Origin of the sequence: Salmonella sp. SAL04157, from assembly GCF_046551635.1 — a bacterium.
In the GTDB taxonomy this organism is placed as follows: Bacteria; Pseudomonadota; Gammaproteobacteria; order Enterobacterales; family Enterobacteriaceae; genus Salmonella; species Salmonella enterica.
On sequence record NZ_JBGDVS010000019.1, the window covers coordinates 1 to 22,915 of the forward strand.

At 52.3% G+C, this 22,915-nt stretch carries 23 protein-coding genes and 1 tRNA gene; 13 read left to right on the forward strand and 11 right to left on the reverse strand.

What is annotated here, in order from left to right:
- Window positions 1–76, reverse strand: a tRNA-Gly gene (locus ACLJRE_RS23010).
- Window positions 77–351: 275 nt separating this feature from the next.
- On the opposite strand from ACLJRE_RS23010, the gene ACLJRE_RS23015 reads away from it, so the two are divergent.
- The gene (locus tag ACLJRE_RS23015) at window positions 352–1,092 is read left to right on the forward strand and encodes an arginine ABC transporter substrate-binding protein (RefSeq protein ID WP_000727897.1); all 741 of its coding nucleotides are present in this window, start codon (window positions 352–354) and stop codon (window positions 1,090–1,092) included.
- 61 nt (window positions 1,093–1,153) lie between these two features.
- Here the strand turns inward: ACLJRE_RS23015 and orn are convergent, their stop codons facing one another.
- Complete coding sequence (orn, locus tag ACLJRE_RS23020; RefSeq protein WP_001271546.1) at window positions 1,154–1,699, reverse strand: oligoribonuclease; 546 nt, start codon at window positions 1,697–1,699, stop codon at window positions 1,154–1,156.
- 106 nt (window positions 1,700–1,805) lie between these two features.
- On the opposite strand from orn, the gene rsgA reads away from it, so the two are divergent.
- The 3 genes from rsgA to mscM all read left to right on the forward strand — a co-directional run bounded on the left by rsgA (window position 1,806) and on the right by mscM (window position 7,263).
- Window positions 1,806–2,858 carry a small ribosomal subunit biogenesis GTPase RsgA gene (rsgA, locus tag ACLJRE_RS23025; RefSeq protein WP_023212828.1) on the forward strand — a complete coding sequence of 351 codons (1,053 nt, stop codon included), beginning with the start codon at window positions 1,806–1,808 and terminating at the stop codon, window positions 2,856–2,858.
- A 91-nt stretch (window positions 2,859–2,949) separates the two neighbouring features.
- A complete protein-coding gene (gene asd, locus ACLJRE_RS23030) occupies window positions 2,950–3,918 on the forward strand; it encodes an archaetidylserine decarboxylase (protein WP_000934949.1) in 969 nt (322 codons plus the stop codon).
- A gap of 18 nt (window positions 3,919–3,936) precedes the next feature.
- The gene (gene mscM, locus ACLJRE_RS23035; protein WP_001236755.1) at window positions 3,937–7,263 is read left to right on the forward strand and encodes a miniconductance mechanosensitive channel MscM; all 3,327 of its coding nucleotides are present in this window, start codon (window positions 3,937–3,939) and stop codon (window positions 7,261–7,263) included.
- A gap of 61 nt (window positions 7,264–7,324) precedes the next feature.
- Here mscM and yjeM read toward each other — a convergent pair whose 3' ends face one another.
- Together yjeM and epmA are read right to left on the reverse strand one after the other, a co-directional pair.
- Window positions 7,325–8,827 (reverse strand): glutamate/gamma-aminobutyrate family transporter YjeM, encoded by a 1,503-nt coding sequence (gene yjeM / locus ACLJRE_RS23040; RefSeq protein WP_000149872.1) that lies wholly within the window; start codon window positions 8,825–8,827, stop codon window positions 7,325–7,327.
- Window positions 8,828–9,052: 225 nt separating this feature from the next.
- Window positions 9,053–10,030, reverse strand: coding sequence for an elongation factor P--(R)-beta-lysine ligase (epmA, locus tag ACLJRE_RS23045; protein WP_000004797.1), 978 nt, complete (start codon window positions 10,028–10,030; stop codon window positions 9,053–9,055).
- A gap of 322 nt (window positions 10,031–10,352) precedes the next feature.
- Here epmA and frdA point away from each other — a divergent pair, with 322 nt between their 5' ends.
- The 5 genes from frdA (at window position 10,353) to ACLJRE_RS23070 (ending at window position 14,290) form a co-directional block, all read left to right on the forward strand.
- Window positions 10,353–12,143, forward strand: a complete 1,791-nt coding sequence (frdA, locus tag ACLJRE_RS23050) for a fumarate reductase (quinol) flavoprotein subunit (RefSeq protein WP_001192952.1) — start codon at window positions 10,353–10,355, stop codon at window positions 12,141–12,143.
- Complete coding sequence (frdB, locus tag ACLJRE_RS23055; protein ID WP_000829509.1) at window positions 12,136–12,870, forward strand: fumarate reductase iron-sulfur protein; 735 nt, start codon at window positions 12,136–12,138, stop codon at window positions 12,868–12,870. Before frdA ends, frdB begins: the two co-directional genes overlap by 8 nt.
- Window positions 12,871–12,880: 10 nt before the next feature.
- Complete coding sequence (gene frdC, locus ACLJRE_RS23060) at window positions 12,881–13,276, forward strand: fumarate reductase subunit FrdC (protein ID WP_000208749.1); 396 nt, start codon at window positions 12,881–12,883, stop codon at window positions 13,274–13,276.
- Between the two features lie 10 nt (window positions 13,277–13,286).
- On the forward strand, window positions 13,287–13,646 hold the full coding sequence (frdD, locus tag ACLJRE_RS23065; RefSeq protein ID WP_000609650.1) for a fumarate reductase subunit FrdD: 360 nt from the start codon (window positions 13,287–13,289) through the stop codon (window positions 13,644–13,646).
- Window positions 13,647–13,756: 110 nt separating this feature from the next.
- A complete protein-coding gene (locus ACLJRE_RS23070) occupies window positions 13,757–14,290 on the forward strand; it encodes a lipocalin family protein (protein WP_001221670.1) in 534 nt (177 codons plus the stop codon).
- Between the two features lie 16 nt (window positions 14,291–14,306).
- Here the strand turns inward: ACLJRE_RS23070 and sugE are convergent, their stop codons facing one another.
- The gene (sugE, locus tag ACLJRE_RS23075) at window positions 14,307–14,624 is read right to left on the reverse strand and encodes a quaternary ammonium compound efflux SMR transporter SugE (protein ID WP_000118469.1); all 318 of its coding nucleotides are present in this window, start codon (window positions 14,622–14,624) and stop codon (window positions 14,307–14,309) included.
- A gap of 256 nt (window positions 14,625–14,880) precedes the next feature.
- Here sugE and ACLJRE_RS23080 point away from each other — a divergent pair, with 256 nt between their 5' ends.
- Entirely contained in the window at window positions 14,881–15,468 is a 588-nt protein-coding gene (locus ACLJRE_RS23080) for a helix-turn-helix transcriptional regulator (protein ID WP_023212829.1), read from the forward strand.
- A gap of 30 nt (window positions 15,469–15,498) precedes the next feature.
- Here ACLJRE_RS23080 and ecnB read toward each other — a convergent pair whose 3' ends face one another.
- The 3 genes from ecnB to efp all read right to left on the reverse strand — a co-directional run bounded on the left by ecnB (window position 15,499) and on the right by efp (window position 16,514).
- A complete protein-coding gene (gene ecnB / locus ACLJRE_RS23085) occupies window positions 15,499–15,645 on the reverse strand; it encodes a lipoprotein toxin entericidin B (protein ID WP_000239598.1) in 147 nt (48 codons plus the stop codon).
- Window positions 15,646–15,752: 107 nt separating this feature from the next.
- Window positions 15,753–15,887, reverse strand: a complete 135-nt coding sequence (locus tag ACLJRE_RS23090) for an entericidin A/B family lipoprotein (protein ID WP_000977687.1) — start codon at window positions 15,885–15,887, stop codon at window positions 15,753–15,755.
- A 60-nt stretch (window positions 15,888–15,947) separates the two neighbouring features.
- Window positions 15,948–16,514 (reverse strand): elongation factor P, encoded by a 567-nt coding sequence (gene efp / locus ACLJRE_RS23095; protein WP_000257282.1) that lies wholly within the window; start codon window positions 16,512–16,514, stop codon window positions 15,948–15,950.
- A gap of 40 nt (window positions 16,515–16,554) precedes the next feature.
- On the opposite strand from efp, the gene epmB reads away from it, so the two are divergent.
- Both epmB and ACLJRE_RS23105 read left to right on the forward strand, forming a co-directional pair.
- Window positions 16,555–17,583 carry an EF-P beta-lysylation protein EpmB gene (epmB, locus tag ACLJRE_RS23100; RefSeq protein ID WP_000940478.1) on the forward strand — a complete coding sequence of 343 codons (1,029 nt, stop codon included), beginning with the start codon at window positions 16,555–16,557 and terminating at the stop codon, window positions 17,581–17,583.
- Between the two features lie 280 nt (window positions 17,584–17,863).
- Window positions 17,864–18,721 carry a YjeJ family protein gene (locus tag ACLJRE_RS23105; protein ID WP_001229227.1) on the forward strand — a complete coding sequence of 286 codons (858 nt, stop codon included), beginning with the start codon at window positions 17,864–17,866 and terminating at the stop codon, window positions 18,719–18,721.
- A gap of 47 nt (window positions 18,722–18,768) precedes the next feature.
- Here the strand turns inward: ACLJRE_RS23105 and ACLJRE_RS23110 are convergent, their stop codons facing one another.
- From ACLJRE_RS23110 to ACLJRE_RS23120, 3 genes are all read right to left on the reverse strand, one after another.
- Entirely contained in the window at window positions 18,769–19,122 is a 354-nt protein-coding gene (locus ACLJRE_RS23110; RefSeq protein ID WP_000558210.1) for a DUF4156 domain-containing protein, read from the reverse strand.
- Window positions 19,123–19,365: 243 nt separating this feature from the next.
- Window positions 19,366–21,012: a chaperonin GroEL gene (groL, locus tag ACLJRE_RS23115; RefSeq protein ID WP_000729126.1), complete on the reverse strand. Its 1,647-nt coding sequence runs from the start codon at window positions 21,010–21,012 to the stop codon at window positions 19,366–19,368.
- 43 nt (window positions 21,013–21,055) lie between these two features.
- Window positions 21,056–21,349, reverse strand: coding sequence for a co-chaperone GroES (locus ACLJRE_RS23120; RefSeq protein WP_000027827.1), 294 nt, complete (start codon window positions 21,347–21,349; stop codon window positions 21,056–21,058).
- A 275-nt stretch (window positions 21,350–21,624) separates the two neighbouring features.
- On the opposite strand from ACLJRE_RS23120, the gene yjeH reads away from it, so the two are divergent.
- Window positions 21,625–22,866, forward strand: coding sequence for an L-methionine/branched-chain amino acid transporter (yjeH, locus tag ACLJRE_RS23125; RefSeq protein WP_023212831.1), 1,242 nt, complete (start codon window positions 21,625–21,627; stop codon window positions 22,864–22,866).
- The last annotated feature ends 49 nt before the right edge of the window (window positions 22,867–22,915 follow it).

Here is a 22,915-nt window from a genome sequence, read left to right on the forward strand (position 1 = left end):
TGGAGCGGGAAACGAGACTCGAACTCGCGACCCCGACCTTGGCAAGGTCGTGCTCTACCAACTGAGCTATTCCCGCAAATTTGTTGCTGTCGTAATTCGCATTTCTGCGTCGTTACGGGAGGCGCATTATACGAGAAATCCATTTAGCTGCAAGCCCCTGAACGCATTTTTTCGCGATTTTTGTTTGAATGCTGATTAAATCACCAAACAAGACAAAAAACGAGCAAAGCGTGCGCTATGCAACAAAAAACTTTTCACGCCACGCCTAAAGGCACAGAATCAGAATAGCACCCTGCGCCAAAAAAAGAATAGCACGGTGACCACAACATCCAACTGATATCAGGGATCAAGATGAAAAAAAAACTTATTGTCATGCTGTTAGCCAGCCTCTCCGTTCACGCCGCTTCCGTTTCCGCCAGAACATTACATTTTGGCACCTCTGCCACCTATGCGCCCTATGAGTTTGTCGATGCCGATAATAAAATTGTTGGTTTCGATATTGATGTCGCCAACGCGGTCTGCAAAGAGATGCAAGCGGAGTGCTCATTCACTAACCAGAGCTTTGATAGTCTGATCCCCAGCCTACGCTTCAAAAAGTTTGATGCGGTGATCGCCGGTATGGATATGACGCCCAAACGTGAGCAGCAGGTCTCCTTTAGCCAACCCTATTACGAAGGTTTATCGGCGGTAGTCGTCACGCGTAAAGGGGCTTATCACACTTTTGCCGATCTGAAAGGCAAAAAAGTCGGTCTGGAAAACGGTACAACGCATCAGCGCTATTTGCAGGATAAACAACAAGCCATCACGCCTGTCGCCTATGACAGCTATCTAAACGCCTTTACCGATCTGAAAAATAACCGTCTTGAGGGCGTGTTTGGCGATGTCGCCGCGATTGGTAAGTGGCTAAAAAACAATCCGGATTACGCCATCATGGATGAACGCGCCAGCGATCCTGACTACTACGGAAAAGGGTTAGGCATTGCGGTACGCAAAGGCAACGACGCGCTATTGCAAGAAATTAATGCCGCGCTCGATAAGGTGAAAGCGTCGCCGGAATATGCGCAAATGCAAGAGAAATGGTTTACGCAGTAATTCAGTGGCGGGAGAGCTGCCGGATGAGACGCTCTGGCGTTGCCATCCGGCATGTTACGCCTCACAGCTTAATGAAATGCTCGCGGTAGTAAGCCAGCTCCGCCACCGACTCGCGAATATCATCCATCGCCTGGTGCGTGCCCTGCTTGGTAAAGCCGGCCAGAATCTCCGGCTTCCAGCGGCGCGCCAGTTCCTTGAGCGTACTGACATCCAGATAGCGATAGTGGAAGTAGGCCTCCAGTTCCGGCATATATTTAAACAGAAAACGACGATCCTGACCGATGCTGTTACCGCAAATCGGCGACTTACCCGCAGGCACCCACGTTTTCAGAAATTCAATCGTCGCCAGTTCAGCGTCTCGTTCGCCCATCGTACTTGCCTTAACGCGATCTACCAGGCCGCTACCGGTATGGGTGCGCACGTTCCAGTCATCCATTAACGCCAGTTGCGCATCGGATTGATGTACCGCAATCGTCGGCCCTTCCGCCAGAATGTTCAGGCTGGCATCCGTCACCAGCGTGGCTATCTCAATAATGCGATCGCGCTCGGGGTCCAGACCTGTCATCTCCAGATCGATCCAAATCAGGTTGTTTTCATCGGCACTCATGCTATTTTCCACCCTTCAGAGGTCACATTCACTGTGACTATATTCATCTACAATTGCGTGTATCATAGATGTTTTGCCCACTATGGGCGACCAGGAGCCAGTACGATTGAGCAAAAATAAACTCTCCAAAGGCCAGCAGCGCCGTGTGAACGCCAATCACCAGCGTCGTTTAAAAACGTCCGCGGAGAAAGCCGACTACGATGACAACCTGTTTGGCGAGCCTGCAGAAGGTATCGTCATTAGCCGTTTTGGTATGCATGCCGATGTGGAGTCTGCTGACGGCGAGGTTCACCGTTGCAATATCCGCCGCACTATCCGTTCGCTGGTGACGGGCGATCGCGTCGTCTGGCGTCCGGGCAAAGCCGCCGCAGAGGGCGTCAACGTAAAAGGCATCGTTGAAGCGGTGCATGAGCGCACCTCGGTATTGACGCGCCCGGACTTCTACGACGGCGTGAAGCCTATTGCCGCCAACATTGACCAAATCGTTATCGTCTCCGCGATTTTGCCGGAGCTGTCGCTGAATATCATCGATCGCTATCTGGTCGGCTGTGAAACCCTACAGGTTGAGCCGCTTATCGTACTCAATAAAATTGATCTGCTGGACGACGAAGGTATGGACTTCGTTAATGAGCAGATGGATATCTACCGCAATATCGGCTATCGCGTGTTGATGGTCTCCAGCCATACGCAGGATGGTCTGAAACCGCTGGAAGAGGCGTTAACCGGTCGCATCAGTATTTTTGCCGGGCAGTCCGGCGTCGGAAAATCCAGTCTGCTAAACGCTCTGCTCGGCTTACAGAACGAGATTCTGACGAACGATGTGTCGAATGTCTCCGGTCTGGGTCAACATACCACTACCGCTGCTCGTCTGTATCATTTCCCGCATGGCGGCGATGTCATTGATTCCCCCGGCGTGCGCGAGTTCGGCTTATGGCATCTGGAGCCGGAACAAATCACCCGGGGCTTTGTCGAATTTCATGACTATTTGGGACATTGCAAATACCGGGACTGCAAGCATGACGCCGATCCAGGCTGCGCCATTCGCGAAGCGGTAGAGAACGGCGCTATTGCGGAAACCCGTTTCGAAAATTATCACCGAATTCTTGAAAGTATGGCGCAGGTAAAAACGCGTAAAAACTTTTCTGATACGGACGACTGACAGATACGCTAGGCGTCGTTAGAATCGTCCCCTTTTTTCAGGATACCGGTATAACTGCCGGTTCAGGAACAACAATGGCCTGGAGGCTACCTTGTTAAACTCATTTAAACTTTCGCTACAATACATTCTGCCGAAACTATGGCTCACTCGCCTGGCGGGCTGGGGCGCAAGCAAACGAGCAGGATGGCTGACAAAACTGGTTATCGATCTCTTCGTAAAGTATTACAAAGTTGATATGACCGAGGCGCAAAAACCGGATACCGCCAGCTATCGTACGTTCAATGATTTCTTTGTTCGTCCGCTGCGTGATGACGTGCGTCCGCTCAATACCGATCCTAACATCCTGGTTATGCCTGCCGACGGCGTGATAAGCCAGTTAGGTCGTATCGAAGAAGATAAAATTTTGCAGGCCAAAGGCCATAATTACAGCCTTGAAGCGTTGCTGGCGGGTAACTACCTGATGGCGGATAAGTTTCGCAACGGCACGTTTGTGACCACTTACCTCTCCCCTCGCGACTACCATCGCGTGCATATGCCATGCAACGGCATCCTGCGTGAAATGATCTACGTACCGGGCGATCTGTTCTCCGTTAACCATCTGACCGCGCAAAACGTCCCCAACCTGTTTGCCCGCAACGAGCGCGTTATCTGTCTGTTTGATACCGAGTTCGGTCCTATGGCGCAGATTCTGGTCGGCGCAACTATTGTCGGCAGTATCGAAACCGTCTGGGCGGGGACCATTACCCCGCCGCGCGAAGGCATCATCAAGCGCTGGACCTGGCCAGAAGGCGAACATGAAGGGTCTGTCGCCTTGTTGAAAGGCCAGGAGATGGGGCGCTTTAAACTGGGTTCCACGGTCATCAACTTATTTGCGCCGGGGAAAGTGAATCTGATCGCGTCGCTGGCAAGCCTGTCCGTTACCAAAATTGGCCAACCGCTGGCGACGTCGACCGAAACATTCGTCGCGCCGGAGGTAGAACCTGCTCCGCTGCCGGCAGAAGAAATTAAAGCCGAACACGACGCCAGCCCGCTGGTTGACAATAAAAAAGACGACACCTAATCAAGAGAGAATGCTGACGTGCGCCTGATTATCGCTTTTCTGATGGCCTGGTGCCTCAGCACGGGGGCGTTCGCCGCAACGGCCCCCGACGCCAAACAAATCACGCAGGAACTGGAGCAGGCAAAAGCGGCGAAGCCCGCTCAGCCGGAAGCCGTTGAGGCGCTCCAGACTGCTTTAAACGCGCTTGAAGAGCGAAAAGGCTCGCTTGAGCGCGCGAAACAATATCAACACGTTATTGATAATTTCCCTAAGCTATCCGCCACCTTGCGCGCCCAGTTGAATAATCTGCGCGATGAGCCTCGCAGCGTACCGCCAGAGATGTCCACCGAAGCGTTAAATCAGGAGATCTTGCAGGTTAGCAGCCAGCTACTGGATAAAACCCGCGAGGCGCAACAGGAGCAGGAGCGCGTCAGGGAGATCGCCGACTCGCTCAGCCAGCTTCCCCAACAGCAAAACGATGCCCGCCGCCAGCTTAATGAGATTGAGCGACGGCTCGGCGCCGCAGGCGGAAGTGCCGCGCTTAGCCAGGCGCAAAGTCTCAGTATGCAGGCGGAGTCCGCCAAACTAAAAGCGTTAGTCGACGAACTGGAGTTGGCGCAACTGTCCGCCAACAACCGGCAGGAACTGGCTCGTCTGCGTTCCGAGCTGGCGGAAAAACAGAGTCAGCAATTGGATGCGTATCTTCAGGCGCTGCGCAATCAGCTCAATAGCCTGCGTCAACGTGAAGCGGAACGCGCGCTGGAAAGCACTGAGCTGCTGGCGGAAAACAGCGCCGGTTTGCCGGAAGGCATCGTCGAACAATTTAAAGTCAACCGCGAGCTGTCACAGGCACTCAATCAACAAGCGCAGCGGATGGATCTGGTCGCCTCGCAGCAGCGACAGGCTACCAGCCAAACGTTACAGGTGCGCCAGGCGCTCAATACGCTGCGGGAGCAGTCGCAATGGCTTGGCGTGTCCAACATGCTTGGCGAAGCGCTGCGCGCGCAGGTCGCCCGTCTGCCAGAGATGCCTAAGCCGCAGCAGCTTGATACGGAAATGGCGCAGCTACGCGTCCACCGTATGCGCTATGAAGAGTTACTCAATAAGCAGCCGCAGCTACGGCAAATACGTCAGGCCAATGGACAGCCGCTGACCGCCGAGCAAAACCAGATCCTTGACGCCCAGCTTCGCACTCAGCGCGAGCTGCTCAACTCTTTGTTACAGGGCGGCGACACGCTGATCCTGGAGCTGACCAAACTGAAAGTCTCCAACAGCCAACTGGAGGATGCGCTTAAAGAGGTTAATGAAGCGACCCACCGTTATCTGTTCTGGACCGCTGACGTTAGCCCGCTATCGCTCTCCTGGCCTGTTGATTTGGTTCAGGATTTACGCCGGCTTATCTCATTAGATACGTTTAATCAGTTAGGTAAAGCCAGCATCATGATGCTGACCAGCAAAGAGACGCTACTGCCGTTATTCGGCGCGCTGGCGCTGGTCGGGTTTAGCCTCTATTCACGCCAACACTTCAACCGGTTCCTTGAGCGCTCGGCCTCGCGCGTCGGGAAAGTCACCCAGGATCACTTCTCGCTGACGCTGCGAACGGTGTTCTGGTCGATTCTGGTCGCCTCGCCGCTGCCGGTCTTGTGGGCGACGCTCGGCTATGGTCTACAGGAAGCCTGGCCGTATCCGCTGGCCGTCGCCATCGGCGATGGCGTGACGGCGACAGTACCGCTGTTGTGGGTAGTCATGATTTGCGCCGCGTTTGCCCGCCCTAATGGCCTGTTTGTGGCGCATTTTGGCTGGCCGCGAAACCGGGTAGCGAAAGCGATGCGCTACTACCTGATGAGCATTGGGCTGATCGTGCCGCTCATCATGGCAGTGATCATGTTTGATAATCTTAACGATCGGGAGTTTTCCGGCTCGTTGGGCCGCCTTTGCTTCATCCTGATATGCGGCGCGCTGGCGCTGGTCACGCTGAGTCTGAAAAAAGCGGGCATCCCGCTCTATCTTGATAAAGAAGGCAACGGCGACAACATGGTCAACAGCCTGCTGTGGAATATGTTGATGGGCGCGCCGCTTATCGCGATTCTGGCAGCGGCAGTGGGTTATCTGGCCACGGCGCAGGCGCTACTGGCGAGACTGGAAACCTCGGTCGCCATCTGGTTCCTGTTGCTGGTCATTTATCACGTCATTCGCCGCTGGATGCTGATCCAACGACGCCGACTGGCTTTTGACCGCGCCAAACATCGTCGGGCGGAAATGCTGGCGCAGCGCGCGCGCGGCGAAGAAGAACCGGCGCATTCCTCCAGCCTGGAAGGCGCGGTCGACATCGATGAAAGTGAAATCGATCTTGACGCTATTAGCGCTCAGTCGCTGCGTCTGGTCCGCTCAATTCTGATGCTTATCGCCCTACTATCGGTAATTGTACTGTGGTCGGAAATTCACTCGGCATTCGGCTTCCTGGAGAATATTTCGCTGTGGGATGTCACCTCTACGGTGCAAGGCGTGGAAAGCCTGGAGCCGATTACCCTCGGGGCGGTGCTCATTGCGATTCTGGTCTTTATCATAACCACGCAGTTGGTGCGTAATCTGCCTGCGCTGCTGGAACTGGCGTTATTACAGCATCTCGATTTAACGCCTGGTACCGGTTACGCCATCACGACCATCACCAAATATTTGTTAATGCTGATTGGCGGGCTGGTCGGTTTCTCGATGATCGGCATTGAGTGGTCGAAGCTACAATGGCTGGTGGCCGCGCTCGGCGTTGGGCTTGGTTTTGGCCTGCAAGAAATTTTCGCTAACTTTATCTCCGGCCTGATTATTTTGTTTGAAAAGCCGATTCGTATCGGCGATACGGTGACCATTCGCGATCTCACCGGCAGCGTGACCAAAATCAATACCCGCGCCACCACCATCAGCGACTGGGATCGTAAAGAGATTATCGTGCCGAATAAAGCCTTTATCACCGAACAGTTTATCAACTGGTCGCTGTCTGACTCCGTTACGCGCGTGGTGTTAACCATCCCGGCGCCAGCGGATGCCAATAGCGAAGAGGTGACGCAAATTCTGCTGACGGCGGCGCAGCGCTGTTCTTTGGTGCTGGACAACCCGCCGCCTGAAATCTTTCTGGTGGATCTCCAGCAGGGTATTCAAATTTTCGAACTGCGTATCTATGCCGCGGAAATGGGACACCGTATGCCATTACGCCATGAGATCCACCAATTGATTCTGGCGGGCTTCCGCGAGCACGGTATTGATATGCCGTTCCCGCCGTTCCAGATGCGTCTGGAGAGTCTCGGCGGTAAACAAACGGGGAGAACGTTAACGTCAGCGGGTAAAACCAGCCGCCCGGCGGGCAGTTTGTAGCGCATGATCCAGGCAAGAAATGCCGGATGCGACCCGTCGGGTCTTATCCGGCATACGGCCTTTACTCCGCCGCCCACTCCGGATCGGCGCTCATGCGGCTGCTGTAATTCTGATAAATCGCCATCGCCAGCAGCGAGAAAAAGATCGGGCCGCCGATCATCCACAAGGCGCTGTCCCAGTCCCCAGCTTCAATCACCGGCTGGATGATGGTAAAGACGTTGGCAAACGTCACCACCAGCACCACAACACCCGTCGCGACCAGGGTAGAGGCTTTGGTTTTAAAGAGAACAAATGGCCGCTCCAGATCCTGACGCGCTTTAAAGAAGGGAAATGCCAGCGCAAGGAACAGGTATGGCAAGGTCATTGAGACGTTCGCCATCAGCGTGAGTTTGTTATAAAACGCCGATGCGGTGTCACCGCCAAAAGAGACCAGCAAAATAAACAGACTCACCAGCACGCACTGTAGCCACATAGCGGTCGCCGGCATACCGTTAGCGTTCAGTGTCGTCATCGGCGCGGGCCACAACGCTTTTGGCGTCCCCTGAATAATGGCTTTCAGCGGTGAATAGCTCAACGTAAAAAACGCGCCGGTATAAGCCAGAAACATAGAAAGGCCGGTGATACGCGCAAACCAGACGCCCACCGTCATCGCTGCGTCCGGAGAAAGGTTTAACGCGTTACCTAATGTCGTGCCTAAACTCGACATCAGAATGTAGGTGATATTCCCTAAGTTAACGGCGCTATTACTTAATATCTGTTGCCAGTTAGTGCTGACGCCCCATAAAAAGATCGCCAAAGAATAACCAATTGAAATCACAATAGCCGCGAAAACAATACCTTTCGCAAAATTCTTTTCCGGTTTCTCGGTTTTATCCACCAGTCCGCCGACAGCCTCAATACCGCCGTAAGCAAAAATAGCAAATACCACAAATGACAACATTGCCAGGCCGGAGTGATAACCCGGATTCGGTGACGAGGTAAAATTAATTTCTTGTGCAAAATGCCCACCATTTAATAACAAAATAGCGACACTCACTAACAATAAAACTAAATTAAGACACATTACGGCAATACCTCCGACCGCCGTAATTCGCGCAATTTTATTGATCCCTCTGGCGGCGACACACGTCACCAGAATCATCCAGCCGACGGCGAGCAGCCCGACAACCTGCGTAGGCTCAAGCCCCGCAATACGCCAGTGCTGCGTCATATCGGCGCCAAAAACAAAAGTAGAAAACGGTACCCAAATTTTTGCCGCCGTACTTACCATCCATATGACATACGATGAAAACCACATAAACGTGCCAATAAACGCGTAACGTGGCCCCACGCTATTATTCATCCACGAATAGATCCCGCCCTCTTCTTTGCGATAAGCGGAACCCATTTCAGCCATCATTAAGGCGAATGGAATAAAAAACAGCAAGGCAGAAAATATATACCACGGGATTGCGCTATACCCCATTAAATAAAACGCCGACGGGCTATTCGCAAAACCAAAAACAGAAGTAAAAATCATCAGGATAAGCCCAATAAGGCTCATCTTTTTTATCGTGTGGGTCATTCAACCATCCCTTACGCTCGAGCGCGTTTGCCAGACGCCGCTCACCGATTGACGCCGCCTTCTTTTTTACAAAGGTCAGCGATAAAAAAATCAACACAGGATTGATACCTAAATGGCATCAAAGCTCCAGCCTTATGTTGTGGCAAACAGAGGATAATTGAAAAAATATGCTACAAAATGGCGCTTATTGCGCCATTTTATCTCGCTAAAGAGTGAATTTCAGATTTACGCCCGATCGACCGTAAAAGCAATCACGTCCGCCAGACTTTCTGCTCCCAGCGCCAGCATCACCAGACGATCAACACCCAGCGCCACGCCGGAACAATCCGGTAGACCGGCGGCCAGCGCATCCAGTAGATTTTGGTCAATCGGCTGCTGCGGCAGACCGCGCGCGGCGCGCTTACGATTGTCCTGTTCAAAGCGCTGTTGTTGCTCACGTGCGTCCGTCAGTTCGTGGAAACCATTCGCCAGCTCAATACCTTTGTAGTACACCTCAAAGCGCTCGGCGACGCGATGATCCTCGGTACTGATTTGTGCCAGCGATGCCTGACTTGCCGGAAAGTGATAAATAAAGGTCGGCTTTTCTTTACCTATATGCGGCTCAACCCCCATCGTGAACAGCAGTTGCAGCAACGTATCACGGTCTTCTTCCGTATCAGCGATATTGCTTAAATCAAGCTTTGCCGCCGCCTCACGCAGTTGCGTTTTATCTGCTGATAACGGGTCAATCTCCAGATGGCGCTGAAACGCCTGTTGATAGGAGAGACTTTCCGCAGGTTGACAATCCAGCACTTGCTGAAGCAAATCATCCACTTCATTCATCAGGCGGTACATATCGTAATGCGGGCGATACCACTCCAGCATGGTGAATTCCGGATTATGATGTCGTCCCATCTCTTCATTACGGAAACTGCGGCATAGCTGGAAAACCGGACCGCACCCTGCCGCCAGCAGGCGTTTCATATGGTATTCCGGACTGGTCATTAAATAGAGGTTCATCCCCTGGGAATGGCCAGGTCCGACGAAACGCGTTTCGAACGGGAACAGATGAATGTCTGTGACCGTCGCCTGACTCATGCAGGGCGTCTCAACCTCAAGCACTCCACGATCGGCAAAGAAACGACGGATTTCCGCCATAATCGCCGCACGTTTTAATAAATTGGGGATGGACGCGCTCGGCTGCCAGGTTGCCGTTTCGCTCATGATTCTTTCTCCAGTTTAAGACAAGGTCACGAAGTCTACTCGCAACGCGCGGGCGAAACAAATTTTGCGCAGGCGTATCGGGTGCCTTCTGGAGGGTAAAAAAAGTGATTTCAGATGGTTTAGTAATTAAATTAATCAAAATCAATGATAATTCATCCCTCTGATACGCTAAAAAAATCGAACACGTCAAATTTCCCTGACATCCCTGAGACTATACTGTTGTACCCATAAAGGAGCAGTGGAAACGCATTCATACTTCGCAGAACCCAGAGGCTTTATCTGGCTGCGCGAGGGTGAAATTACAATAATCTGGAGGAATGTCGTGCAAACCTTTCAAGCCGATCTTGCCATTATAGGCGCCGGTGGCGCGGGATTACGTGCTGCAATTGCTGCCGCACAGGCGAATCCCAATGCTAAAATCGCACTGATCTCAAAAGTGTACCCGATGCGCAGCCACACCGTCGCTGCCGAAGGGGGTTCAGCCGCTGTCGCCCAGGATCATGACAGCTTTGACTACCATTTTCACGATACGGTAGCAGGCGGAGACTGGCTGTGTGAGCAGGATGTCGTGGATTACTTTGTCCACCATTGTCCCACTGAGATGACGCAGCTGGAGCAATGGGGCTGCCCGTGGAGCCGCCGTCCGGACGGTAGCGTTAACGTGCGTCGCTTCGGTGGTATGAAAATCGAGCGTACCTGGTTCGCCGCGGATAAAACCGGCTTCCATATGCTGCATACCCTGTTCCAGACTTCCCTGCAGTTCCCGCAAATCCAGCGCTTTGACGAACATTTTGTGCTGGATATTCTGGTTGATGACAACCATGCGCGCGGCCTGGTGGCAATGAATATGATGGAAGGCACGCTGGTGCAAATCCGTGCCAACGCCGTGGTAATGGCGACAGGCGGCGCAGGCCGCGTATACCGCTATAACACCAACGGCGGCATCGTCACCGGCGACGGGATGGGCATGGCGCTGAGCCACGGCGTTCCGCTGCGTGATATGGAATTCGTTCAGTATCACCCGACCGGCCTGCCAGGTTCCGGTATCCTGATGACCGAAGGTTGCCGCGGTGAAGGCGGTATTCTGGTCAATAAAAATGGCTACCGTTACCTGCAAGACTACGGCATGGGCCCCGAAACGCCGCTGGGCGAGCCGAAAAACAAATATATGGAACTGGGGCCGCGCGACAAAGTATCCCAGGCTTTCTGGCACGAATGGCGTAAAGGCAACACCATCTCCACGCCGCGCGGCGATGTGGTTCACCTCGACCTGCGTCATCTCGGCGAGAAGAAACTGCATGAACGTCTGCCGTTCATTTGCGAACTGGCGAAAGCCTATGTCGGCGTCGATCCGGTTAAAGAACCGATTCCAGTACGTCCGACCGCGCACTACACCATGGGCGGCATTGAAACCGACCAGAACTGTGAAAGCCGTGTCAAAGGGCTGTTTGCCGTTGGCGAATGTTCCTCTGTTGGCCTGCATGGCGCGAACCGCCTCGGTTCCAACTCACTGGCGGAACTGGTGGTATTTGGTCGTCTGGCTGGCGAACAAGCAATGGAACGCGCTGCGACGGCAGGCGCCGCAAATAGCGCCGCGCTCGACGCCCAGGTTGCCGATATTGAACAACGTCTGAAAAATCTGGTGAACCAGGAAGGCAACGAAAACTGGTCGAAGATCCGCGATGAGATGGGTCTGTCTATGGAAGAAGGTTGCGGTATTTACCGTACCCCGGAACTGATGCAGAAAACCATTGATAAACTGGCCGAGCTTCAGGAACGTTTCAAGCGCGTACGTATCTCCGATACCTCCAGCGTGTTCAACACTGACCTGCTGTATACCATCGAACTGGGTCATGGTCTGAACGTGGCGGAATGTATGGCGCACTCTGCGCTGGCGCGTAAAGAGTCCCGCGGCGCGCATCAGCGTCTGGATGAAGGCTGTACCGAGCGCGACGATGTGAACTTCCTCAAGCACACCCTCGCCTTCCGCGATGCTGATGGCACGACCCGTCTGGAATACAGCGACGTGAAAATCACCACCCTGCCGCCAGCCAAACGTGTTTACGGCGGTGAAGCGGAAGCAGCCGATAAGAAGGAGAAGGCGAATGGCTGAGATGAAAAACCTGAAAGTTGAGGTGGTGCGCTATAACCCGGAAACCGATACCGCGCCGCACAGTGCTTTCTATGAAGTTCCTTATGATGAAACAACATCGCTACTGGACGCGTTGGGCTACATCAAAGATAACCTGTCGCCAGACCTGAGCTACCGCTGGTCCTGCCGTATGGCGATCTGCGGCTCCTGCGGCATGATGGTCAACAACGTCCCTAAACTGGCGTGTAAAACCTTCCTGCGCGATTACACCAACGGTATGAAGGTGGAAGCGCTGGCGAACTTCCCGATTGAGCGCGATCTGGTTGTCGATATGACGCACTTTATCGAAAGCCTGGAAGCGATCAAACCGTACATTATTGGCAACTCTCGCACGCCAGATCAGGGGCCGAATGTCCAGACCCCGGCGCAAATGGCGAAGTATCACCAGTTCTCCGGTTGCATCAACTGTGGTCTGTGCTACGCCGCGTGCCCGCAGTTCGGTCTGAATCCTGAGTTTATCGGACCGGCTGCGATTACGCTGGCGCATCGCTATAACGAAGATAGCCGCGATCACGGTAAGAAGGAGCGTATGGCGCAGTTGAACAGTCCGAACGGCGTATGGACCTGTACTTTCGTGGGCTACTGCTCCGAAGTCTGTCCAAAACATGTCGATCCGGCTGCGGCCATTCAGCAGGGTAAAGTGGAAAGCTCGAAAGACTTTCTTATCGCCACCCTGAAACCACGCTAAGGAGTGCAACATGACGACTAAACGCAAACCCTATGTGCGGCCGATGACGTCCACCTGGTGGAAAAAACTGCCGTTTTATCGCTTTTATATGCTGCGCGAAGGCACAGCGGTGCCGGCAGTCTGGTTCAGTATTGAACTGATTTTCGGTCTGTTTGCGCTCAAACACGGCGCGGAATCCTGGATGGGATTCGTCGGCTTTTTACAAAACCCGGTGGTAGTGATCTTAAACCTGATCACCCTGGCGGCCGCGCTGCTGCACACCAAAACCTGGTTTGAACTGGCGCCGAAGGCGGCCAATATCATTGTAAAAGACGAAAAAATGGGGCCAGAGCCAATCATCAAAGGGCTTTGGGTGGTCACTGCGGTAGTCACCGTAGTCATTCTGTATGTTGCCCTGTTCTGGTAAGGAGTCCCGGATGATTAATCCAAACCCAAAACGTTCTGATGAACCCGTATTCTGGGGACTGTTTGGCGCAGGCGGTATGTGGGGCGCGATCATCGCGCCGGTGATCGTGCTACTGGTTGGCATCATGCTGCCGCTGGGGCTATTTCCGGGCGATGCCCTGAGTTTTGAGCGCGTACTGACGTTCGCCCAAAGCTTTATTGGTCGCGTTTTTCTGTTCCTGATGATTGTGCTGCCGCTATGGTGTGGCCTACACCGTATGCACCACGCGATGCATGACCTGAAAATCCACGTGCCCGCGGGCAAATGGGTCTTTTACGGTCTGGCGGCAATCCTGACCGTTGTGACGGCGATTGGCGTTATCACTCTCTAAGTTGCCACGACGCCCTCTTATCTACCCGATAAGAGGGCGTTTTTTCTTTTCCTGCCTCTCATTTTCCCGCCAGGTTCTACACTTAGAAAAAACACTGGAAGGAAAATCTTATGCGCATTCTGCCCGTCGTTGCTGCAGTTACGGCCGCATTTCTGGTCGTCGCCTGTAGTTCGCCTACTCCGCCTAAAGGCGTTACCGTGGTAAATAACTTTGATGCCAAACGTTACCTCGGCACCTGGTATGAGATCGCACGCCTCGATCATCGATTTGAACGTGGACTGGAACAAGTCACGGCCACCTATAGTCTGCGTGACGATGGCGGGATTAATGTCATCAATAAAGGCTATAACCCGGATCGGGGAATGTGGCAAAAAACAGAAGGCAAAGCGTATTTTACCGGTAGTCCAAACCGCGCCGCGCTCAAGGTCTCTTTTTTCGGCCCGTTCTACGGCGGCTATAACGTGATTGCGCTTGACCGGGAATACCGTCATGCGTTGGTGTGCGGCCCGGATCGCGACTATCTGTGGATACTCTCTCGCACGCCAACGCTTTCTGAGGAAATAAAACAGCAAATGCTGGCCGTCGCGACCCGGGAGGGGTTTGACGTCAATAAATTAATTTGGGTAAAACAATCAGGTTCGTAGCAATGTCAGCGACGAATTAATGCGCACTGAGTTTTAGCCCAATGATACCCGCGACGATCAAGCCAAGACTGAGCAAACGCGCCGGTGAGGCAGACTCGCCCAGCAGAAGGATACCGGTGATTGCCGCCCCGACGGCGCCGATGCCGGTCCAGATGGCGTACGCCGTTCCAACGGGCAGCGTTTTCATTGCCCAGGAAAGTAACGCCATACTGATAACCATGGCCGTAATGGTGATAATACTGGGGGTCAGACGAGAAAAACCGTGGGTATACTTCAGGCCGACAGCCCATACCACTTCAAGTAAACCAGCGATTAATAGAATGATCCAGGACATAGCAGGCTCCAGATAATTAATGGGGCCGTCCCCGGTGAGAATAGCGTTTACAGGTCGTCCTGTAACGTACACGGATGAAAAGCCATTTTTGCCTGAGAGAAAATGAATTTCAACCTTTTTATTTTTTTCCGTCTAAAGGCGGGAATTGGCCCTTTTAAGCCGCGTAGTTTTCGCATTTAGCGCCCACAGGAGTTCTCTATGATGGAACGCCTTCTGGGAAAGAAAGTGCTTTATCTACTTCCGGGTGCAAAAAACTATGTTGAAAATTTTAGTGATAGACCGATGCCACTTTACCCGTACGGGCATGGAGGCCTGGCTTAATCACACTGATGTGCTCAGTTCTTCACTGCTGGTATCCGGGATGAATAACCTTATACTGGCGAAAGAACATATTCTGCAATGGAAGCCCCATCTGGTTATCGCTGATTTATATGGTTTTCTCAACGATGCCTTACCCGAGCAGCCTATCAATGCATTTTTTGCCGCCTGCAGGATGACGCCGTTGGTATTATTACAGTCGGGGAATTTGCCGTACAGACCGCAATATGCCAGTCATGCGGTGTTATCTAAACACACGCCTTTACATGAGCTTGCACAACGAATTAAAGGAGCGCTATATACTCATCCACTGCAGGAAGCGCCGGAAAGCGCCACGCCATTGCTCTCTCCGCAGGAGGAAAAAGTGCTCGCGATGTGGACGGAAGGCACCAGCAATAAAGAGATTGCGTATGCGCTTGGCATTCACGGGAAAACGGTTTACACCTATAAACGTAATATCCGTATGAAACTTCATATGGATAACCGGTATTCTCCCTTTCTTATGCTTCCGGAGAAAATCGATTAACGGTACGACGCCATGCCGTACCGTTGATGATTACTGCTGAGCTCTGGTTGCAGCGCCAGAGATCGCACTACCACCGTCCGAGATGTCCTCGCCCACGCCGCGCGTGGTATTACAAGCAGTTAATACAGTGGAAAGTACCAAAACAGAAAAGATCGCTGCAATTGTCTTTTTAACCATAATGTCTTCCTTTTCTAGCCAATGTTGTTTGTGTATAGCAACTTAATAATAGACAACATCCCAGAAAATGACGGGCGATCGACTAATTTTAGGAAGACGAGAAGCGATTAGCTGGCTGCACGGGAGATGGCGTGGCCAAGATGCTGAATATCTTCGCCGAAGCCGCGGGCGGTATTACATGCCGTTAATAATGTGCTGGTAAGAAGAACCAGCGCGACAAGGCCGATAAAGCGTTTCATCATTGAGGCACGAAAAATAGGATGGCGCAGCATACGCTGCACCATTTTTCCCGATAACGTAAATTATTTTACGCGGGATACGTATTCGCCGGAACGGGTATCGACTTTGATCACTTCGCCAATCTGCACGAACAGCGGAACTTTAACCACTGCGCCAGTAGACAGCGTGGCTGGTTTGCCGCCAGTACCTGCGGTATCGCCCTTCAGACCTGGGTCGGTATCAACAATTTCCAGTTCAACAAAGTTCGGCGGAGTGACAGAGATAGGCTGACCGTTCCACAGGGTTACGATGCATTCCGCCTGATCCAACAGCCATTTTGCGTTGTCGCCGATAGCCTTGGCATCTGCAGACAGCTGTTCGAAGGTTTCGTTGTTCATGAAATGCCAGAACTCACCGTCGTTGTACAGGTAAGTCAGGTTCATATCGACTACGTCCGCGCCTTCTGCGGAATCGGTCGATTTGAAGGTTTTCTCAACGCGCGTGCCGGTCAGCAGACGGCGCAGCTTAACGCGGGCAAACGCCTGGCCTTTACCCGGTTTCACGAATTCACTGGATTCAACCGCATAAGGTTCGCCATCCAACATGATTTTAAGACCGGAACGAAAATCGTTGCTATAGTAAGTCGCCATAAGGCCCTCTGAAATTGTTAACTGGTAGCTAAGCCACAAAATGGCGCATATTGTAACCCTAAATACCCCATTGCGAGAAGATTGGTTAGCGCAACTTGCCGATGTTGTGACCAATCCCGACGAACTGCTGCATCTTTTACAGATTGAAGCTGATGAAAACCTCCGGGCAGGACAGGACGCCAGGCGCTTGTTTGCCCTCCGCGTGCCGCGCGCTTTTATTGCGCGCATGGAGAAGGGCAACCCTGACGATCCTCTGTTACGTCAAGTGCTGACGTCCCGGGATGAATTTATTGTCGCCCCCGGTTTCTCCACCGACCCGCTGGAAGAGCAACACAGCGTGGTGCCAGGATTATTGCATAAATACCAAAACCGGGCGCTATTGCTGGTAAAAGGCGGATGTGCGGTAAATTGCCGCTACTGTTTCCGTCGTCACTTCCCGTATGCGGAGAATCAAGGCAATAAGCGCAACTGGAAAGTCGCGCTGGAGTATATCGCCGCACACCCGGAACTGGATGAGATCATCTTTTCCGGCGGCGATCCGCTGATGGCGAAAGATCATGAGCTGGACTGGCTGCTCACGCAACTGGAAGCCATTAAGCACGTCAAGCGGCTACGCATCCACAGCCGGTTGCCTATCGTCATCCCGGCACGCATTACTGACGAACTGGTCGCCCGCTTTGACCAGTCACGTCTGCAAATTTTGTTGGTGAACCATATCAACCACGCCAATGAAGTGGACGAGGCGTTCTGCCTGGCGATGAAGAAACTGCGCCACGTGGGCGTCACGCTTCTCAACCAGAGCGTCCTGCTGCGTGGCGTGAATGATAACGCGCGAACGCTGGCGAATCTGAGCAACGCGCTATTTGACGCCGGCGTGATGCCCTATTACCTGCATGTGCTGGATAAAGTGCAGGGCGCCGCGCATTTTATGGTCACCGATGACGAAGCCCGGCAAATCATGCGCGAACTGCTCACGCTGGTATCCGGCTATATGGTGCCAAGACTGGCGCGTGAAATCGGCGGCGAACCGAGCAAAACACCGCTGGATTTACAGCTTCGTCAGCGCTAATCCTCGCGGGCGCGTCAGGGACGACGAAAATATTACCGCGCAATATCACGAGGAGATTCCCCCGCGATTCTCCTCACCCTCTGGCGACGATAAAATACCCTTCGTTAAATACACCTTTCCGCTACTCTCTTTTCAATAAAGTCCGTTTTAGGACTCGCTTAGCGTGTACTGCATTTTCGAATTATACTGGTTCTCCTTTTTATAGGGCGGCATAAACAATTTATATATCAAATACATTGCAGTAAAACATTTAATTATTTTATATTTGTGGAGAATTGACATGGCCTTAACGATTAAGGGACTAAATACCGGCGTTATTCGTCACAATGATAAGTTTATCGCGCTGGCGCTTAAGGTGAAGTCACTGAGAAATAAAGAAACACTGCTTTTCTTTCCTGTGCTCGCGCTGCGAGACTTGTTGATCGGCCTTGAACACCGGCTTTATTTACAACACTCGCTTCCGGAACAAGAGCAGGAAAAACGCCAGAAAGCCAAAAGCAGTCATGTGCTTAAAATGCATGAGAATATTCCGGCAATACTCCGTGAAGAGCTGGAAAACGCCGATGTTAATCAGCGTGTTGAATCTTTAGCGTTGAGCGATAATACAGAAAAAGTATTAACCTTTACGTTAAAGCTGCACAATGGTAGCCATCTTGATTTACAGGTCGGTGAGTGGCAGGTTGAAGTTCTGGTGATGGCTATTATTCACGCCATTAATAATGCCGAAATGCGTGAGCTCGCATTGCGTATTTCTTCAATGCTGGACTTTTTACCATTATACGATGCTGACTGCCTGGAAAACGGTAATATCGAATTCGATACCTATAACCAGCCTGACTGGAAACATAATCTGTATAACCATTATTTAGCGCTCGTTTATCGTTATACGGATGAGGCAGGACAATCGCATGATTGCGGCACCATCATTAAGACCCGTAGTCAGTCAGGCTCTAAAGAAGCTGAAGCGATATCACGCCGCTTGCTAAATTTCAGCCCGCGTCTTAAAAAGCTGGAAGGAAAACCGTGTAAGGTTTTTGTCAGAACGCTTGGAACCGGTAAAGCAGCGCGTCTGACGCAAGATCAATGCATGCGCGCGTTGCATAATCTACGCATGGCATCATCGCAGGAAAAACGCTAACCATATCGCCCTCTGAATCTTTCAGAGGGCGTTACGATTCAGACATATCAGTTCGGACATTTATAAACCTGGCCGTTCATCTCGCTGGCCGTCGGGACAAAACTGGACAACATGCCCTGTGACGGACTACTTACGCCATACAGCACGTTTCCACCCATCGCGGCCGCCTGATTACGCAGATCGTTCGCTGCGCCACGCATTGAGCCACCCTCTTCGCCGTGCTGGCCTGAAAACCAGTTACTCTGTTTACCAGTTGCCGTACCAATAAGCTGGCATTCCGCGCCTGGCTTATCTTCGACAAAGCGTACATTTTGGCCGGCAGCGGTGAGTTCGTTGCTGGAGCTACAACCCGCCATCAGCAGCGCGGCGCCAACGATCCCTGCTAAATATTTCACGTGCATGTTATTCCCCATAATCAATGAGCTGGACGTTTTGTCCGTATCTGAATCTTATACTAAAAAGATGACTAAAAGAAAAACCCCCGGTCATTTCTGCCCGGGGGTTTCTCAATTCTGGGAGATAAGCACCCAAATCATTCTGGTTGCAGGAAGGCGGCCAGTTTGTTAATCCCCAGTCACTTACTCAAGTAAGTGACTGGGGTTAGCCAACGCATCTACAGCCTGAAGGATGCAGGGTGTGGGCAATTACATCATGCCGCCCATACCACCCATACCACCCATGCCGCCAGCAGCGCCTAAATCAGGAGCATCGCTTTTCGGCAGGTCGGTCACCATGCACTCGGTAGTGATCATCAGACCAGCCACAGAAGCCGCGTACTGCAGCGCAGAACGGGTAACTTTGGTTGGGTCCAGGATACCCATATCGATCATGTTGCCGTATTCTTCAGTTGCTGCGTTGTAACCGTAGTTACCGTCGCCGCCTTTAACGGTGTTAGCGACAACAGACGGCTCTTCGCCGCAGTTCAGCACGATCTGACGCAGCGGAGCTTCCATTGCGCGCAGCGCAACTTTGATACCCACGTTCTGGTCTTCGTTCTGGCCTTTCAGGTCAGCAATTTTAGAAGCAACGCGGATCAGCGCAACGCCACCACCGGCAACCACGCCTTCTTCTACCGCAGCACGGGTCGCGTGCAGGGCATCTTCAACGCGGGCTTTCTTCTCTTTCATTTCAACTTCGGTCGCAGCGCCAACTTTGATTACCGCAACGCCGCCTGCCAGTTTCGCTACGCGCTCCTGCAGTTTTTCACGATCGTAGTCGGAGGTCGCTTCTTCAATCTGCTGACGGATCTGAGCAACACGGCCCTGGATTGCAGCTTCTTCACCCACGCCATCGATGATGGTGGTGGTGTCTTTGTTGATCACAACGCGTTTCGCCTGACCCAGGTCTTCCAGGGTTGCTTTTTCCAGCTCCATACCGATCTCTTCAGAGATTACGGTACCGCCGGTCAGGGTAGCGATATCCTGCAGCATCGCCTTACGACGATCGCCGAAGCCCGGTGCCTTAACCGCAGCCACTTTCACGATGCCACGCATGGTGTTAACAACCAGGGTAGCCAGCGCTTCGCCTTCAACATCTTCTGCGATGATCAGCAGCGGTTTGCCTGCTTTTGCAACGGCTTCCAGAACCGGCAGCATTTCGCGGATGTTGGAGATTTTCTTATCAGCCAGCAGGATGAACGGGCTTTCCAGTTCTACTGCGCCAGTTTCCGGCTTGTTGATGAAGTAAGGAGACAGGTAGCCGCGGTCAAACTGCATACCTTCAACCACGTCCAGTTCGTCCTGCAGACCAGTACCGTCTTCAACGGTGATGACGCCTTCTTTCCCGACTTTATCCATCGCTTCCGCGATCAGTTTACCTACGGTTTCGTCGGAGTTAGCGGAGATAGTACCTACCTGAGCAATCGCTTTGGAGTCGGAGCACGGTACGGACAGGGCTTTCAGCTCTTCAACCGCAGCAGCAACCGCTTTGTCGATACCACGTTTCAGGTCCATCGGGTTCATGCCCGCAGCAACGGCTTTCAGGCCTTCGGTAATGATGGACTGCGCCAGTACGGTCGCGGTGGTGGTGCCGTCGCCTGCAGCGTCGTTCGCTTTAGAGGCAACTTCTTTCACCATCTGCGCGCCCATGTTTTCAAACTTGTCTTCCAGTTCGATTTCACGCGCTACGGAAACACCATCTTTAGTGATAGTCGGCGCACCGAAAGATTTATCCAGAACCACGTTACGGCCTTTCGGACCGAGGGTTACTTTCACTGCATCTGCCAGTACGTTTACGCCGCGCAGCATTTTCACACGAGCGTCGTTACCGAATTTTACGTCTTTAGCTGCCATTTTCTCTTTCCCTTAAATTCGTATGTTCAGTGTCGTTCGCGGATTACGCTTCAACAATTGCCAGAATGTCGCTTTCAGACATGATCAACACTTCTTCATTGTCGATCTTTTCAGATTTCACACCGTAGCCATCGTTAAAAATAACGATGTCGCCAACTTTCACGTCCAGCGGCTGTACAGTACCGTTGTCCAGGATGCGACCCTTACCGACAGCGATGATTTCGCCACGAGTTGATTTACCCGCTGCGGAACCGGTCAGTACGATGCCGCCAGCAGATTTGGACTCAACTTCTTTACGTTTGACGATCACACGATCATGTAACGGACGAATACTCATTGATAGCTCTCCTTTGAGAAAGTCATTATCAGTTATGGGTGACGCCGGCCCGTAAACGGTTTCCCGGCTGGTGACCAGAGAGATGGGGATGGGGTTTTGCCCCTTCAAGGGGGGAGATGAAAAAAAATTCTTCTGAGCGAAAAAAGCGGTAAAAACGCTACTTATCTCACGTTTACCCAAGGTTTAGAACATCCTGCTATAAGAAAAGGCGTGTGTGATACGCTTAAAAATGCCTGTCGTCACCTGACGTTACAATGCCGCCGGATAATGAGCTGATGAATGAACTAAAAAAAGAGCTTGGGTTGGTTCAGGGCGTTATCTTGTTAACCACATCATTATTAGGGACTGGCGTTTTTGCGCTTCCGGAGCTGGCTGCGCTGGCGGCAGGCGACATCAGCCTTTGGGCATGGCCGCTGCTCATTATTTTGATTTTCCCTATTGCGATTGTCTTTGCTGTGCTGGGGCGTCATTTTCCACACGCTGGCGGCGTAGCGCATTTTGTCGGGATGGCATTTGGCCCGCGTCTGCAACGGGTGATCAGTTGGCTGTTTTTATCAGTCATTCCTGTTAGTTTTCCCGCAGCCTTGCATATTGCGGTGGGTTTCGGCCAGGCGCTGTTTGGCTGGCAAAGCGAACAGCTCTTATTTGGGGAGCTGGGTACTCTAGGTTTACTATGGTTTATGGGATCGCGCGGCGCCAGCTCCAGCGCCAACCTGCAAGCCATTATCGCTGGATTAATTATCGCGCTTATTGCCGCCATTCTGTGGAAAGGCGCGATTAAACCTGCAGATATCACCTTCCCAGCCGCAAACGAAATCATCTTTTCCCGGCTGTTTACCGCCCTGGCGATCATGTTCTGGGGATTTGTGGGAATTGAGGCTTTTACGCATTTGTCGTCTGAATTTAAAAATCCTGAACGTGATTTTCCGCGCGCATTGATCATTGGCCTGATGCTGGCCGGCGCCATTTATTGGACCTGTACCGCCGTGGTGCTGCATTTTGGCGTCTATAGCGACAAGATAGCGGCAACAGCCTCGCTACCGCTTATTATTGTTCATCTCTTCGGTATCCAGGCGTTGTGGGTAGCCTGCATTATTGGTTATCTCACCTGCTTTGCCAGCCTGAATGTGTATGCTCAGAGTTTTGCGCGTCTGATATGGACGCAAATGCAATATCAGCCCGATCACTATCTGGCTCAACTCTCTCCCGGGCGCCTTCCCTTGCACGCGTTAAACGTTATTCTGGCCTGTTGTTGCGTGAGTTCCCTGGTCGTCTATGCCCTGAAGATTAACCTCAATGCGCTGATCGTCTATGCTAACGGTATTTTTATTATGCTCTATCTGCTTTGTATGCTGGCGGGCTGTCGACTGTTGAAAGGGCGTTGCTATGCACTGGCGGTGACGGGTTGTCTACTGTGCCTGTTATTGCTGGCAATGCTGGGGTGGAAAAGCTTATATGCCATTATCATGCTGGCTGCATTATGGCTGTTTTTACCGAAGCGAAAACGCATGGCGTAAGACGCATCCGCTGGCCGGATAACGCCTCGCGCGACTTATCCGACCAACA